Below are 14,886 nucleotides of genomic sequence, written 5' to 3'. Positions count from 1 at the left end.
CGGCGGCGGAGAGGTCCGGCGGGGTGACGCCCACCCGAACCTCGCGCACGCCGGTGTCGTCACCGACCCGGGCGCAGAGCGCGCCGCCGTCCACGGCGGCCAGCCGGGGTGGCACGGCCGGTGGCGCGGTCGGCCCGGTGGGCACCCGGTCGGGGCGCTTGGGCAGGGCCGCGAACCGGCCGAGAGTGATCGGCCGCGGGTCGCCCTGGCCGGTACGGGCCAGCAGCAGCGCGGCCTGCAGCTCGGTGATCCCGGCCAGGCCGCTGCGCTCGGCGACCGCGTACTGGCGGCCGCCGCCGGAGTTACGGACCAGGTAGACGTCGCCGACGGTGGCGCCGGTGACCGCCGTGGAGGACGTGCCGAGACCGGGCACCGCGGGCGGGGCCAGGTCGGCGCCGGCCGGCACGGTGTTGAGCAGCGCCGGGGGCACCGGCATCGCCCGCTCCCGGGTGGCGGCCAGCGCGGCGAGGACCCGGTCGGTGTCGCGGAGCAGGTAGCGCCGCTCGTGCCAGAGCAGGTGGAGGCTGCCGTCCGGATGGCGCAGCAGCAGGCCCTCGTCGCCGAGGGGCCGGCCGCCGGTGGCGTCCCGGCCGATCAGCAGCGCCGACCGGGCCTGCGTCCGGCCCGCCTCGGCGGCGGTGACCGAGCAGACCGTCCACGCCCCGCCGGCGAGCCGCGCCGGCGCGGGCAGCGAGTCGGGAGCGTCGGCGATGCCGAGCGGCAGGCCGCGGGGCACCCCCTCGATGGAACGGCGGGAGACCAGCACGGTCTTCGGCCGTTCCGCCCCGATGACCAGCAGCGCCGAGGCGTAGTTGAGCACCGGGTGCAGCCTCTCCTCCCGGTAGACGAACCGCGCCCCGGACTCCTTCTCCACGATCACCGCGCCCGGGTCACGCCAGGAGCTGCCACCACCGGCGAACAGGCCGTAGAGAGCGACCCCGCCGAGCGCGATCACCGCGACCAGCACGCTGGCCAGGCCCGCGCCGGCCAGCCGGCGGAACGGCGACTGGGCGGGGTCGGTCTCCCGCATCACCAGCGCGGCGACCGCCCGCTGGACGGTGAACTGGTAGGAGTGGAGCTGGTCCTGCCGGGACGGCATCGGGTCCCTTCCGAGAACGATCGTCGGCGCACAGGATAAGCGTTCCGTCGATCTCCCGGGGACCCTCCGTGTCGGTGGACGGCCCTCCGGAGGCGGGGTGCTGCACACACCGGGCGGCGGAGCCGGTATCCCCTGGGGGGTATGTTGGACGCCAGGAGGTGCACGGTGAAACTTCGACCCGAGATGACCAGCGACGCCCTGACCCGGCTCAAGCGGGCCCGCGGACAGCTCAACGCCGTCATCGAGATGATTGAGAACGGCGAGGACTGCCGCGCCACGCTGACCCAGCTCGCCGCCGTCTCCAAGGCGATCGACCGCGCCGGGTTCAAGATCATCGCCTCCGGCATGCGGCACTGCGGCACCGCCCGCGACCGGGGCGAGGAGCCGGAGATGACCGAGGAGGAGCTGGAGAAGCTCTTCCTTGCCCTTGCCTGACCGGACAAACCACCGCCCGCGCGCCTGATCCCGGCGCGGGCGGGTACCTCCCGCCCTGGGCACGTGGGGACGGAAGGGAGCACCACCGTGGCAGTCGAGGTCTCGGTCATCGCGACGTCCTCACTCGGTGATCGCAGTTATCTCGCCTCGGACGGGCAGGTGGCGATCGTGGTGGACCCGCAGCGGGACATCGACCGGGTGACGTACCTGGCGGGTGCCGAGGGGGTGCGGATCACGTATGTGGTGGAGACGCACGTCCACAACGATTACGTCTCCGGCGGGTTGGAGCTCGCCCGGGTGACGGGTGCCCGGTACCTGGTGGCCGCGGCCGACGAGGTGGGTTTCGACCGCGTGCCGGTCTCCGACGGCGACGTGGTGCCCGTCTCCGACGGGGTGCGGTTGCGGGTGATCGCCACCCCGGGTCACACGTTCCACCACCTGTCGTACGTCCTGGACGAGGCGGTCGACGGCGGGTGGCAGCCGGTCGGGGTGTTCACCGGCGGGTCGCTGCTGTTCGGCACCACCGGTCGCACCGACCTGCTCGGCGGCCGGCACGCCCACGAGTTGGCCCAGCATCAGCACGCCTCGGCCGCGCGGCTGGCGGATCTGCTGCCCGACGGAACCCAGGTGTGGCCGACGCACGGGTTCGGCAGTTTCTGCTCGGCCAGCCAGGCCGACGCACCCGAGTCGACCATCGGCCGGGAGAAGCAGGCGAACCCGGTCCTGCGGCTGGCCGCCGAGCAGTTCGTCACCGAAACCCTCGCCGGTCTGGACGCCTACCCCGCCTACTACGCCCACATGGGCGTGGCGAACACCGCCGGCCCGGCCCCGGTGGACCTCACCCCCGTCACCCGCGCCGACCCTGCCGAACTGCGGCAGCGCATCGCCGCCGGGCAGTGGGTGGTCGACCTGCGCCACCGCACCGCCTACGCCACGGCGCACCTGACCGGCACGGTCAGCCTCGGCCTGGACGGACCCATGTCGACCTGGCTCGGCTGGCTCATCGACCGGGGCACCCCGATCACCCTGCTCGCCGGCACCCCCGAGCAGGTCGCCGACGCCCAACGCGAACTGGTCCGCATCGGCATCGACCGCCCCGCCGCCCACGCCACCGGCACACCCGAACAGTGGACCACCGAACCAACGCAGCTCCGCGAACTACGGATGACCGACTTCCCAGCCCTCGCCGCGGTCCGCGCGGGGAACACCCCCGCCGGTCCGCCCGCCCCGGACGTGGTCCTCGACGTGCGGATGACCAACGAATGGAACACCGGCCATATCACCGGCGCCGTGCACATCCCCCTGCCCGACCTGCCCGCACGACTGGCCGACGTGCCCGCCGGCACCATCTGGGTCCACTGCGGCTCCGGCTACCGCGCCACCGCCGCCGCCTCACTACTCGCCAACACCGGCCGCCACGTCGTCGTCATCAACGACACGTTCGACCAGGCCGAAGCCGCCGGCCTGGAGATCGTCACCGAAACCTGACCCCCGCGAGCCGTTCGACTCCGGCCGCTCTCCGCGGCTGCTCGACGTGCGCGTCCCGGCCGGGTCGAGGCCGGGCACGTCCCTGGACCTGCCGTTGCCCCCGCTCCCGGGGCTCACCGTGGGAGCCCGGGCTGTAGCCGGTACGGTCACCATGGCGGTGTGGGCCGCTGAAGGAGGGGACACAGTGGACAGCAGCGCCTGGGACACCCGGTACGCGAGCACACCGGGTCTGGTCTGGAGCGCCGAGCCGAACCGGTTCGTGGTCGAGTCGGTCACCGGGCTCACTCCCGGCGCCGCGCTGGACCTCGCCGCTGGCGAGGGGCGCAACGCGGTCTGGCTGGCCGAGCAGGGCTGGCGGGTGACCGCGGTGGACTTCTCGCCGGTCGCCGTAGCCCGGGGACGCGAGCTGGCCGCCGCCCGGGACGTCCCGGTCGAGTGGCGGGTCGCCGACGTCACCGCGTACCGGCCGGTGCCGGGCAGCTACGACCTGGTGCTGATCAGCTACCTGCACCTGCCCGCCGACGACCTCGCCGGGGTGCTGGCCGCGGCCAGGCAGGCGCTGCGCCCCGGCGGCAGCCTCGTCGTGGTCGGCCACGACCTGGCGAACCTGACCGGCGGCACCGGCGGGCCGCAGGACCCGGCCGTCCTGCTCACCCCGGAGGCGGTGGTCGACGGGCTCGCCGGGCTGCACATCCGGCGCGCCGAGACCGCCCGCCGCCCGGTGCCCACCACCGACGGCGGCACCGTCGACGCGCTCGACACGGTCGTCGTGGCCACCCGGCCCGCCGACTGACTCGCCCCACCGACCGTTCCGGCCGGCGCGGCCACGCACGGCGAGCGACCCTGTCGGCGGCCGCGGGCCCCCGGCTCACGGACGCAGGATCAGCCGGATCGGGTTGCCGTCCTTCTCGTGCACCCTTCGCACCGCCTCGGGCGCGTCCGCCAGCGGCAGCACGTCGCTGACCGACGCGGACAGGTCGAGCCGGCCCAGCCCGGTGAGCGTCACCAACTGCCCGACGTGTTCGGCCTCGGAACCGTAGTGGCCGAGCACCGCCTGCCGGTTGTAGGTGAACCGGCTGTCCGAGGGAATGCTGATCGGCTGGTTGGCGATGCCGGCGAGCACCAGCCGGCCGTGCCGGCCGAGCACGGTCATGGCCTGCTCCCGGACCGCGTTGACGCCGGCGAAGTCGAATGCCACGTCGAGCCCCCGGGTGCCGACCAGTTCGAGCACGGCGTCCTTGAAGCCGTCGTCCGCCGGGTCGATGGCCAGGTCCGCGCCGAGGGCGAGCGCCCGGTCCCGGGCCGCCGGCAGCGGGTCCACGGCGATCACCGGGGCCGCGCCGACCAGCAGCAGCAACTGGACCGCGTGCGCGCCGAGGCCACCGACGCCCCACACGGCGACCGCCTCCGCCGGCCGGACCCGGCCGGTCTCGGTCACCGCCGCCCACGGCGTGGAGACCGCGTCGGGGATGATGCAGGCCTGCTCGAACGGGAGCAGATCCGGGACGGGGACCAGGGTGTCCTCGCGGGCCAGGGCGTATTCGGCCCAGCCGCCGTCGTAGTCGACGCCGCGGGTGAGCACCAGGCCGAACCGGTCCCGCTCCCCCGCCTGGAGCAGCACCCGCTGGCCCGGCTCCCAGCCCCGCACCCCGTCACCGAGCGCGTCCACCGTCCCGGCCACCTCGTGGCCGAGGGTCACCACGTCCCCCGGCAGGTAGAGCGGGGTCAGCGTCCCGTCGATCAGGTGCACGTCCGACAGGCACACCCCGGCCGCGGCCACCCGGATCCGCACCTGGCCGCGCCCCGGCTCGGGCACCGGCACCGATTCCATCCGCAGCGCCCGCTCGGCCACGTGCAGCCGTCCGGCCAGCATCTCCGCCACGCTCGCTCCCCTCTCCGGCATCTCGGCCGGCGACGGCTCCAGGTCGATGCGCGGCGCCAGGCGCGCCGGGCTGGAGTCCTCGGGGGCGTACCCGTCGTCGCCGCGGCGATGCCACCCGGCGGGGAAAAACGGCCGCGCCCCGCATATGCTCCGGGCACCCGGCGACCGGCCGGTAGCATCCGGTCACGGACCGGCGGAGAGGACACCCGTGGGCACACGCTTCGAGGAACTGGCCTGGCGGGAGACGCCGATCGGCGAGATCAGCCTGCGCCGACGCCGCGACCCGTCGCTCGACGTCGACGTGTACGAGGTGAAGCTCGACGACGAGTTCCTGATGTCCAGCCTCTTCCCGGTCGCGGAGATCGAACTCGCCCGGCTCGGGCTGGCCCCGCTGACCGCCGGGGACCTGGACGTGGTGGTGGGTGGACTCGGCCTGGGCTACACCGCGCGCACCGCGCTGGAGGATCCCCGGGTGCGCTCGCTGCTGGTGGTCGAGGCGATCGAGGACGTGATCGACTGGCACCGGCAGGACCTGCTGCCGTTCGCCGCCGGGCTGGCCGCCGACCCCCGTACCCGGTTCGTCCGGGCCGACTTCTTCGCGGCGGTCGCGAGCGGCGCCGGGTTCGATCCGGAGGCGCCGGAGCGGCGGTTCCACGCGGTGCTGCTCGACGTGGACCACTCGCCGCGCCAGGTGCTGCACCCCAGCCACGCCGACTTCTACACGGTGGAGGGGCTGCGCCGGCTCGCCGCGCTGCTGCACCCGGACGGGGTGTTCGCGCTCTGGTCGAACGACCCGCCCGACTCGGCGTTCCAGCGGGCGCTGACCGAGGTGTTCCCGACGTCGGTGGCGCACGTCGTCCGCTTCCCCAACCCGTTGCAGGGCCGGGAGGCCGCGAACACGGTGTACGTGGCCCGGCACTGATCCGGCCCGGGCAGGCATGGCGGGAGCCGGAGCGGGGAAGCGGGCGGCCCACCGTACTCCCCGGGAGGGTGACATGCGGGCGTTGCTCTGGATCGTCGGCGTCGTGGCCGGCGTGCTCATCCTGCTCGGGCTGCTCCTGGAGGCGGCCCGCTGGCTGATCATCATCGGCGCCATCGCGGTGGTCGTCCTCCTCGTGCTGGCCTTCGGGCGCGGCCGCCGGGTGGTGGAGCGCGGCGCCCCACGCCGCTGACCCGCAGCCGTGTGACGAAGTCAGCAACTTACGCCGGCGTAGGTTACCGGGCGGTTAAGTTAGGCTGAGGACCGTCATCCGGCAGCGAGGAGACGGCGATGGACGCGACCGCGGAGCGGCCCTGGACGCGCAGCTACGCCCCCGGCGTACCGGCCGAGATCGCGGAGCCGACCGGCTCCCTCGTGGACCTGCTCACCGACGCCGCCCGCCGCTTCGGCGACCGGGTGGCGCTGGACTTCTACGGCGCCACCACCACCTACGCCGACCTGGCCGACCAGGTCGCCCGGGCGGCCGAGGCGCTGCGCCGGCTCGGTGTCGGCCCCGGCGACCGGGTGGCGCTGGTGCTGCCGAACTGCCCGCAGCACGTGGTCGCCTTCTACGCGGTGCTGCGGCTCGGCGCGGTGGTGGTCGAGCACAACCCCCTCTACACCGCCGACGAGCTGGCCCACCAGCTCACCGACCACGGCGCCCGGGTCGCGGTGGTCTGGGACAAGGTCGCTCCGCTGGTCGCCGGGCGGGGCGCGGTGGAGACGGTGCTGGCCGTCGACCTGACCGGGGCGCTGCCGCGGCTCAAGCGCTGGGCGCTGCGGCTGCCGCTGCCCAAGGTCCGCGCCGCCCGGGCCGCGATGACCGCCCCGGCCCCCGGCGCGCTCTCCTGGTCGGCGCTGGTCGCCGAGGCCGCCCCGCTGGCCGCCGACCATCCCGCGCCCCGGCCCGCGGACACCGCGCTGCTCCAGTACACCGGCGGCACCACCGGCGTCCCGAAGGGCGCCGTGCTGACCCACCGCAACCTGCGGGCCAACGCCGCGCAGGGCCGCGCCTGGGTGCCCGGCCTGCGCGACGGCGCGGAGACGGTGTACGCCGTGCTGCCGCTGTTCCACGCGTACGGGCTGACGCTCTGCCTGACCTTCTCGGTGAGCATCGGCGCCACCCTGGTGCTCTTCCCCCGCTTCGACCTCGACCAGGTGCTCGACGCGGCGCGCCGCCGCCCGCCGACCTTCCTGCCCGCCGTCCCGCCGATCTACGCGCGGCTCGCCACCGCCGCCCGGGAACGCGGCGTCGACCTCACCTCCGTCCGGTACGCCATCTCCGGCGCGATGGCGCTCCCGCCGGCCACCGTGCAGCTGTGGGAGTCGGTGACCGGCGGCCTGCTCGTCGAGGGCTACGGGATGACCGAGACCTCCCCCATCACCCTGGGCAACCCGGTCGCCCCGACCCGCCGGCCGGGCACGGTCGGGGTGCCGTTCCCCTCCACCGAGGTGCGCCTCGTCGACCCGGAGGACCCGACCCGGGACCGCGCCCCCGGCGAGGCCGGCGAGCTGCTGGTCCGCGGTCCGCAGGTGTTCTCCGGCTACTGGAACCGCCCGGAGGAGACGGCCCGCGTGCTGCTGCCCGGCGGCTGGCTGCGTACCGGGGACGTGGTCACCATGGACGCCGACGGCTTCGTCACCGTGGTCGACCGGATCAAGGAGCTGATCATCACGGGCGGGTTCAACGTCTACCCGTCCGAGGTGGAGGAGGCGCTGCTCCGCGTCCCGGGCGTCCGCGAGGCCGCCGCGGTCGGCCTGCCCACCGCGGACGGAGAGGAGGTGGTGGCCGCTGTGGTGCTCGACCCGGGAGTGGGCGCCGATTGCGACTCGGTCCGCTCGGCCTGCCGGCGGCACCTCGCCGGCTACAAGGTGCCCCGCCGGGTGGTGGTGGTCGACGACCTGCCCCGCTCGCAGATCGGCAAGGTCCTCCGCCGCGAGGTCCGGGACCGCCTGCTCGCCGAGGGCTGACCCACAGGTCCGGCGGGTCGGCACCCGGCCGGATGATCACCGGGAGATGGTACGGCCGGACGAAGAGGGTCCTCTGCCCCGACCTCGGTGGCATGACAACCCGGGTGCGGGCGTCGACGGACTGGTGTTGACTCTGCCGGTGGATCGTCAACGGCTCAGCAGCATCGCGCACACGCGCCACCCGATCGCGGCTCCGATCTTCGGCGTGAACGTCAACCGGCTCCTGCGCCGAGCGGGCCGCCAACCGACGGCTCGTGTCCTCGACCTCGGCTGCGGGGAAGGCGCCTGGGCGCTCCAGGCCCTCGCCCACTACCCCGACGGGCACGCGGACGGCGTGGACGTCAGCCCGTACGCCCTCGAACGCGCCGTCGGCGCCGCCGCCGCACGCGGCCTCGCCGACCGGCTCACGCTGCACGAGCGCGACGCCCGGACGTACGTGCCCGACGGCGACTACGACCTGGTGCTGTGTGTCGGGTCGACCCACGTGTTCGGCGGGTTCGGCCCCACGCTGGAGCTGGCCGGCCGGCACGTGAACCGCGACGGCATCCTCATGGTCGGTGAGGGGTTCTGGCAGGCGCCGCCAACTCCGGAGGCGCTCGCGGCGCTCGACGCGAAGCCGGAGGAGTTCACCGACCTCGCCGGCCTGGTCGACGTCGCCGAGCAGGCCGGCTGGACGCCGGTGTACGCCCATGTCAGCGACGCCGCCGAGTGGGACGACTACGAATGGTCGTGGGTGGGCTCGCTCACCGAGTGGGCGCTGGACAACCCCGGCCATCCGGACGCCGCCGAGGCGCTCACGGTCGCCCGGGAGCACCGCGACCAGTGGTTGCGCGGGTACCGCAACGTCCTGGGCTTCGTCACGCTGGTGCTGCGCCGCATCTGATCGTGATGCGGTTCCACGCGCTCGCCGTCAGCCGAGACCGCGGTGAGCGGCCCACAGTGCACCGGCGCGGCTGGCGGCCCCGTCGACCAGGGCCACCAGCTCGGGCCGCTCGGGCACTGGGAACGAGACGTAGGTGCCCCGGCCACCGGCGGTCGGCCGGCCGTAGGCCTTCGCCGCGAGGCGCCCGTCGGGCAGGAGCCGGACGTTGAGCGTGGTCAGCGTGAACTCCTCACCGCGTCGGGTGTCGGTCCAGCGGAGCCCTTCGGGGATCGTGACGTTGATGGCCAGGGCGCTGACCTCGAGGGGGATGTCGCTGTTCATGGGCGCATGCTCTCACGCGGGCCGACGCACACTCATGCCGCTGACGAGGGCCGTCCCCCCGCCGTTCGCGGGCCGACCGTCCGGTCCCGGCACCAGCAGGTGCCAGTCACCGGGGTATTGGGCGTTGAAGCGCAGGAATGCCTCCCTGCCGCGCGGCCTCCGCTGGATTTGCCGAAACAGCAAGAAAGTTTGTCAGCGTCAGGTCGGTTCAGGATGCTGGCGGGCACGGACGTCAACGAGTCCCGCGGCCTGATCGCCGCCGGCACCGAAAGGAAGCCATGTCGTGAGCGGACACGGACACCACCTCACCGAGGAGGAGGCCGCCGCCATCTTCGAGCCGCCGGCCTGGGACGAGCGGTACTCGGGTGCGGAGAAGATCTGGAGCGGGAACCCCAATCCGCAGCTCGTGGCCGAGGTGGCCGGGCTCACGCCGGGCACCGCGCTCGACGTCGGCTGCGGCGAGGGGGGCGACGTGATCTGGCTGGCTCGCCAGGGCTGGCGGGTCACGGGCGCCGACTTCTCCGCCAACGGCCTGGCGCGCGCCGCCCGGCACGCCGAGGAGGCCGGAGTCGCCGATCGCACCGACTGGTGGCAGATCGACGCCCGGATCTTCACGGCGGACGGCCGGTCGTACGACCTGGTCACCAGCCACTTCCTGCACCCGCCGGACGGCGGGATGGTGGAGGTGACCCGCCGGCTGGCCGGGGCCGTGGCGCCCGGCGGGCACCTGCTCGTCGTCGGCCACGCCCCGCACGAGGCGTTCGCCCACCTCACCGCCAGCCAGAGCCGGGCCATGTTCGTCGCCGAGGATCTGCTGCCCGGCCTGCCGGGCAACTTCGAGGCCCTCGTGGTCGAGCAGCGGCCGCGGACGGTGACCCGCGACGGGGTGACTGTCGACATCCACGACTCCACGCTGCTCGCTCGCCGCACGTCCTGACCGCCGGATCACCTCCGGTCATAGCGTCGGATCGACGCCGCTCCCACCCTCCATCGGGGCGGGAGCGGCGTCGGCGTTCATCCCGCCGGAGACCGCAAGACTCGCGAACAGGCCTCGGAAGTTTCAGCGGTTGCCCCCGCACACCCGCAACCCTCCCTCCGCGCCGCCTGACCGTCAGCCCACAGTTGGCCAGCGGAACTACTGGCAGGGCGCGCGACTCGCCCGCGCGTTGACCAGACAAGGTTTCGGAACTATTCCGGAAGTTGTTGTTTCCGCGGTGTTGCCGTGCCAGCATGACGTGGCATTGAAGTCCATCGTTCATCGGTTCGGCTCGTGCGATCCACGACTCCCCTTCGCACGCGGCGGCGGGCACGGCCCGCCACGGGTGCGGTGCTCGGCGCCCGGGACGCAGAACCGAGAAAGGAGGCCATCGTGGCAACCAGTTCTCCTGTCCACTCCGCCGGCTCCCCGCGGAGTCGCTCGTTACGGGTCCGACTGCTGATCAGCGGCACCGTCGCCGCCGTCGCGGCAGTGGGTGTGGTGATGGTGGTCCCGAACGCGAACGCCGCGGCGGGCACCCTGGGCGCGGCGGCCGCGCAGTCGGGCCGGTACTTCGGCACGGCGATCGCCGCGGGCCGGCTCGGTGATTCGACGTACACCACGATCGCCGGGCGTGAGTTCAACATGGTGACGGCCGAGAACGAGATGAAGCCGGACGCGACGGAGCCCCAGCGGGGCCAGTTCAACTTCAGTTCCGGCGACCAGATCTACAACTGGGCGACCCAGCGCGGCATGAAGGTGCGCGGCCACACCCTCGCGTGGCACTCACAGCAGCCGGGCTGGATGCAGAGCCTCAGCGGCAGCAGCCTGCGCCAGGCGATGATCGATCACATCAACGGCGTGATGGCCCACTACAAGGGCAAGCTCGCCTACTGGGACGTCGTCAACGAGGCCTTCAACGAGGACGGCAGCCGCCGGCAGTCCAACCTGCAGGCCACCGGCAACGACTGGATCGAGGTGGCGTTCCGCACCGCCCGCACCGCCGACCCGTCGGTCAAGCTGTGCTACAACGACTACAACATCGAGAACTGGTCCTACGGCAAGACGCAGGGCGTGTACAACATGGTCCGGGACTTCAAGTCTCGCGGCGTGCCGATCGACTGCGTAGGCCTGCAGACCCACTTCACCGGCGGCAGCTCGCTGCCGAGCAACTTCCAGACCACGCTGTCGAGCTTCGCCGCCCTGGGCGTGGACGTGGCTCTGACCGAGGTCGACGTCACCAGCGCGTCAACCACGCAGTACGCCGGGCTGACCCAGGCCTGCGTCAACGTGCCCCGCTGCGTCGGCATCACCGTGTGGGGCGTCCGGGACAGCGACTCGTGGCGATCCAGTGAAAGCCCGCTGCTGTTCGACAACAGCGGCAACAAGAAGGCCGCCTACACCTCGGTGCTCAACGCCCTCAACGCCGCCGGCCCGACGGCGACGTCCTCGCCGACCCCGACCGGTGGCACCGCCTCCCCGTCGCCCTCGGCCACGCCCGGCGGAGCGAAGCGGATCGTCGGCGCCCAGTCGGGCAGGTGTGTCGACGTGCCGAACGCGTCGCGGAACAACGGGACGCGGGTCCAGCTCTACGACTGCAACGGCCAGATCAACCAGGCGTGGACCCTCACGTCGAATCGGCAGCTGACCGTGTACGGCACCATGTGCCTGGACGCCGCCGGGTCCGGCAACGGCTCGGCCGTGCAGATCTACAGCTGCAGCGGGCAGGCCAACCAGCAGTGGAATGTCAACGCCAACGGAACCATCACCGGTGTGCAGTCCGGACGCTGCCTGGACGTCTGGGGCACCGGCAACGGGCAGCAGATCCAGATCTACGACTGCAACGGACAGGCCAACCAGCGATTCAGCCTGAACTGACCCGATGCGTCGGTCGTGGTGTGGCGGCAACTCTGCCGCCACACCACGCCGCCGGTCAGAACCAGGTCTCCCGGGTGTCCAGGGTGGTCCGGTCCAGGCTCTCCAGCAGGTCGAACTGCGGGCCGGTACGGGGCAGCTCGTAGCGGAAGAAGTACCGGGCGGCCTGCCGCTTGCCGGCGAGGAAGTCGGCGTCCGGGCCGTCCGGGCTGCCCAGCGCCTCGACGGCGAGCAGCTGCTCCAACCACATCCAGGCGATCACCACGTGCCCGACCGCCTCCAGGTAGACGCTGGCGTTGGCCAGGGCCAGCTCCGGGTCGCCGGCGCCGTGCAGCCGCCGGGTGACCACGGCGATCCGGTCGACCGCCGCGCCGAGCCGGCCGGCCAGCTCGGCCGCCTCGCCCTCGGCCTTCCAGGCCCGGGTCACGGTGGCCCGGATGGTCTCCAGCAGCAGCTCCAGCCCGGCGCCGTCGCGCATGGTGACCTTGCGGCCGAGCAGGTCCAGCGCCTGGATGCCGTGGGTCCCCTCGTGGATCGGGTTGAGCCGGTTGTCCCGCCAGTGCTGCTCGACGTCGTAGTCGCGGGTGTAGCCGTACCCGCCGTGCACCTGGATGGCCAGGTCGTTGGCGGCCAGGCACCACTGCGACGGCCAGCTCTTGGCGATCGGGGTGAGCAGGTCCAGCAGCAGGTGCGCCCGGTCGCGGTCGGCCTCGGCCGGCGCGGTCTTCTCCTCGTCGAGCAGCCGCCCGCAGTAGAGGATCAGGGCGAGCGCGCCCTCCACGTAGCTCTTCTGCGCCAGCAGCATCCGGCGTACGTCGGCGTGCGCCACGATCGGCACCTGCGGCGCGGTGGGGTCCTTGTCGGCGGCCGGGCGGCCCTGCGGGCGCTGCCGGGCGTACGCCACGGACTTCAGGTAGCCGGTGTAGCCGAGCGCGGTGGCGCCGGCGCCCACGCCGATGCGCGCCTCGTTCATCATGTGGAACATCTGTGCCAACCCCTGGTGCGGCTCCCCCACCAGGTAGCCGACCGCCCCGGGCCGCCCGTACGGGCGGTGCACGCCCTCGCCGAAGTTGAGCAGCGTGTTGGTGGTGCCCCGGTAGCCCAGCTTGTGGTTGAGGCCGACCAGCACCACGTCGTTGCGCGGGCCGAGCGCGCCGTCGGCGTCGAGGAGCACCTTCGGGACGATGAACAGCGAGATGCCCTTGACCCCGGGCGGCCCGCCGGGGATCCGGGCGAGGACCAGGTGGACGATGTTCTCGGCCAGGTCGTGCTCCCCGCCGGAGATCCACATCTTCGTGCCGACCAGCCGGTACGTCCCGTCGTCCTGCGGCTCGGCCCGGGTGGTGATGTCCGCCAGTGAGCTCCCGGCCTGCGGCTCGGAGAGGCACATGGTGCCGAAGAACCGCCCCTCCACCATCGGCCGCACCCAGGTGTCGATCTGCTCGGCGCTGCCGTGGGCGAGCAGCAGGTTGGCGTTGCCGAGGGTGAGGAACGGGTAGGCGGCGGTGGCCACGTTGGCGGCCTGGAACCAGGCGAAGCAGGCGGCGGCCACGGCGTGCGGCAACTGCATGCCGCCGACCGACTCGTCCATGGTGGCGGCCAGCAGGCCGGTACCGGCGAACACCTCCAGGGCGGCCTTGACCTGTGGGAGGGTGCGTACCCGCTGCCCGTCGAAGCTCGGTTCGGTGGCGTCGGCGGCCCGGTTGTGGGGCGCGAACCGCTCGGCGGCGACCTGCGCGGCGAGGTCCAGCACCGCGTCGAAGGTCTCCCGCGAGTGCTCGGCGTAGCGGGGTCGCTCGGTCAGCCGGCCGACGTCCAGCCAGTCGTGCAGCAGGAACGCCAGATCGCGACGGGACAGCAGCGTGGACGACGGCACAGGGCTCCTTCCGTGGACCGTCGTCAGCCGCGGCGCAGCCCGGCGACGGCCTCTCGGAGGTCATCCTGACTGATCGGGGCGGGCGGCGCACCCTCCGTCGCCTCCCGGAGCGCCTTGGCGAGTTGCACCCGCCGCAGCACCTCCCGCAGGTCGGCGCCGGTGAGCCCGGGGGTGGTCGCGGCCAGCGCGGCCGGGTCGACGTCGGCGGCGAACATGCGGAAGCCGGGCCGCTCGTGCCGGTCGATCAGCTCCCGGATCATCTTGGCGAGGATCTCGGCGCGCCCGGACTCGTCCGGCGCCGGAATGGCGATCTTCAGGTCGAAGCGGCCGGAGCGGGTCAGCGAGGCGTCCACCCGCTGCGGGAAGTTGGTGGTGGCGACCACGATGACGTCGGGGTTCTCCTCGATCAGGGTGTTCATCTCCTGCTTGAAGATGCCGGCCACCGCGTTGACCGCCTGGCTCGCCGCGTCGCCACCGGCGCCGGCGTAGCTGATGATGCTGTCGAACTCGTCGAAGAGCATGACGGTGGGCCGCCGGTAGCGGCGGGCCTCCCGGAAGATCCGCTTGATGTTGCGCTCGGAGCCGCCGAGGAACTTGTCGAGGATCTCCGGGGTGCGGATCTCCACGAAGTCCGCGCCGATCTCGTTGGCCAGGGCCCGGGCCAGCATGGTCTTGCCGGTGCCCGGCGGGCCGTACAGCAGGATGCCCTGCGGCCGGCGTGCGCCCCAGCGGGCCATCGCCTGCGGGTGCCGGAACGACACCGCCACCTCGCGGAACCGGGCGACCACGTCGGCCAGGCCGCCGACCTGGTCGAGGGTCACCGCCGCGCTGCGCGGCGCCGCCGCGACCACGCGGTGTCCCACCGGGTACGACCGGCCGCGCAGCAGCGTCGGCTCGGGGGTGTCGCCGGCGAGTTCCCGGACGGTCTGCAGCACCACGCCGACCATGGCGGTCAGGTGCGCCGGCGTCACGTCGGCGCTGGGCACCTCGGCGCGCACCCGTACCGTCCCGCCGTCGTGGCTCACCTCGGGGCGCAGGCCGGCCTCCTCGGCGGCGCGCAGCACCGCGCGGCCGGCCGGGTCGCGCGGCGGCTCGGCGAGC

The 14,886-nt window shown here is 73.4% G+C and carries 13 protein-coding genes and 1 pseudogene; 9 read left to right on the top strand and 5 right to left on the bottom strand.

The genetic code is table 11. The annotated features are described in order from the left end of the window. On the bottom strand, positions 1 to 1,099 hold a 1,099-nt coding region (gene eccB, locus B0E53_RS22545), incomplete at its 3' end, for a type VII secretion protein EccB (RefSeq protein ID WP_107077884.1). 165 nt (positions 1,100 to 1,264) lie between these two features. Between eccB and B0E53_RS22540 the strand changes: the two genes are divergently transcribed. From B0E53_RS22540 to B0E53_RS22530, 3 genes are all read left to right on the top strand, one after another. Further along, complete coding sequence (locus B0E53_RS22540) at positions 1,265 to 1,534, top strand: metal-sensitive transcriptional regulator (protein WP_091309304.1); 270 nt, start codon at positions 1,265 to 1,267, stop codon at positions 1,532 to 1,534. Positions 1,535 to 1,621: 87 nt separating this feature from the next. Then, positions 1,622 to 3,022: an MBL fold metallo-hydrolase gene (locus tag B0E53_RS22535; protein ID WP_107077883.1), complete on the top strand. Its 1,401-nt coding sequence runs from the start codon at positions 1,622 to 1,624 to the stop codon at positions 3,020 to 3,022. A gap of 184 nt (positions 3,023 to 3,206) precedes the next feature. Then, positions 3,207 to 3,815 (top strand): class I SAM-dependent methyltransferase, encoded by a 609-nt coding sequence (locus B0E53_RS22530; RefSeq protein WP_107077882.1) that lies wholly within the window; start codon positions 3,207 to 3,209, stop codon positions 3,813 to 3,815. Positions 3,816 to 3,890: 75 nt separating this feature from the next. On the opposite strand, the gene B0E53_RS22525 is transcribed toward B0E53_RS22530, so the two are convergent. Beyond that, complete coding sequence (locus B0E53_RS22525) at positions 3,891 to 4,895, bottom strand: zinc-binding dehydrogenase (RefSeq protein WP_210406179.1); 1,005 nt, start codon at positions 4,893 to 4,895, stop codon at positions 3,891 to 3,893. Between the two features lie 217 nt (positions 4,896 to 5,112). On the opposite strand from B0E53_RS22525, the gene B0E53_RS22520 reads away from it, so the two are divergent. The 4 genes and pseudogenes from B0E53_RS22520 (at position 5,113) to B0E53_RS22510 (ending at position 8,737) form a co-directional block, all read left to right on the top strand. Beyond that, the gene (locus tag B0E53_RS22520; protein WP_107077880.1) at positions 5,113 to 5,826 is read left to right on the top strand and encodes a spermidine synthase; all 714 of its coding nucleotides are present in this window, start codon (positions 5,113 to 5,115) and stop codon (positions 5,824 to 5,826) included. A gap of 73 nt (positions 5,827 to 5,899) precedes the next feature. Beyond that, on the top strand, positions 5,900 to 6,076 hold the full coding sequence (locus B0E53_RS37775; RefSeq protein ID WP_168215387.1) for a hypothetical protein: 177 nt from the start codon (positions 5,900 to 5,902) through the stop codon (positions 6,074 to 6,076). 95 nt (positions 6,077 to 6,171) lie between these two features. Continuing rightward, positions 6,172 to 7,854: pseudogene (locus tag B0E53_RS22515) on the top strand (long-chain-fatty-acid--CoA ligase); the annotation flags it as partial. Between the two features lie 205 nt (positions 7,855 to 8,059). Then, positions 8,060 to 8,737 (top strand): class I SAM-dependent methyltransferase, encoded by a 678-nt coding sequence (locus B0E53_RS22510; protein ID WP_246835544.1) that lies wholly within the window; start codon positions 8,060 to 8,062, stop codon positions 8,735 to 8,737. Positions 8,738 to 8,764: 27 nt separating this feature from the next. Here the strand turns inward: B0E53_RS22510 and B0E53_RS22505 are convergent, their stop codons facing one another. Further along, a complete protein-coding gene (locus B0E53_RS22505) occupies positions 8,765 to 9,058 on the bottom strand; it encodes a hypothetical protein (protein ID WP_107077877.1) in 294 nt (97 codons plus the stop codon). 283 nt (positions 9,059 to 9,341) lie between these two features. On the opposite strand from B0E53_RS22505, the gene B0E53_RS22500 reads away from it, so the two are divergent. Continuing rightward, positions 9,342 to 9,995 carry a class I SAM-dependent methyltransferase gene (locus B0E53_RS22500; protein ID WP_107077876.1) on the top strand — a complete coding sequence of 218 codons (654 nt, stop codon included), beginning with the start codon at positions 9,342 to 9,344 and terminating at the stop codon, positions 9,993 to 9,995. 432 nt (positions 9,996 to 10,427) lie between these two features. Further along, complete coding sequence (locus B0E53_RS22495) at positions 10,428 to 11,912, top strand: endo-1,4-beta-xylanase (protein ID WP_107077875.1); 1,485 nt, start codon at positions 10,428 to 10,430, stop codon at positions 11,910 to 11,912. 55 nt (positions 11,913 to 11,967) lie between these two features. Here the strand turns inward: B0E53_RS22495 and B0E53_RS22490 are convergent, their stop codons facing one another. Together B0E53_RS22490 and B0E53_RS22485 are read right to left on the bottom strand one after the other, a co-directional pair. Beyond that, the gene (locus B0E53_RS22490; protein ID WP_107077874.1) at positions 11,968 to 13,785 is read right to left on the bottom strand and encodes an acyl-CoA dehydrogenase; all 1,818 of its coding nucleotides are present in this window, start codon (positions 13,783 to 13,785) and stop codon (positions 11,968 to 11,970) included. 23 nt (positions 13,786 to 13,808) lie between these two features. Continuing rightward, a partial coding sequence (locus B0E53_RS22485; protein WP_107077873.1) for an ATP-binding protein occupies positions 13,809 to 14,886 on the bottom strand: 1,078 nt, incomplete at its 5' end.

Source organism: Micromonospora sp. MH33, from assembly GCF_003013775.1.
GTDB classification, from domain to species: Bacteria; Actinomycetota; Actinomycetes; order Mycobacteriales; family Micromonosporaceae; genus Micromonospora; species Micromonospora fulviviridis.
This window is presented reverse-complemented; position numbering and strand designations above follow the sequence as displayed.

Bases quoted from the DNA above. Each gene is read 5' to 3' on its own strand.
- B0E53_RS22525 (WP_210406179.1), bottom strand. From the start codon at position 4,895: ATGCTGGCCGGACGGCTGCACGTGGCCGAGCGGGCGCTGCGGATGGAA.
- B0E53_RS37775 (WP_168215387.1), top strand. From the start codon at position 5,900: ATGCGGGCGTTGCTCTGGATCGTCGGCGTCGTGGCCGGCGTGCTCATC.
- B0E53_RS22505 (WP_107077877.1), bottom strand. From the start codon at position 9,058: ATGAACAGCGACATCCCCCTCGAGGTCAGCGCCCTGGCCATCAACGTC.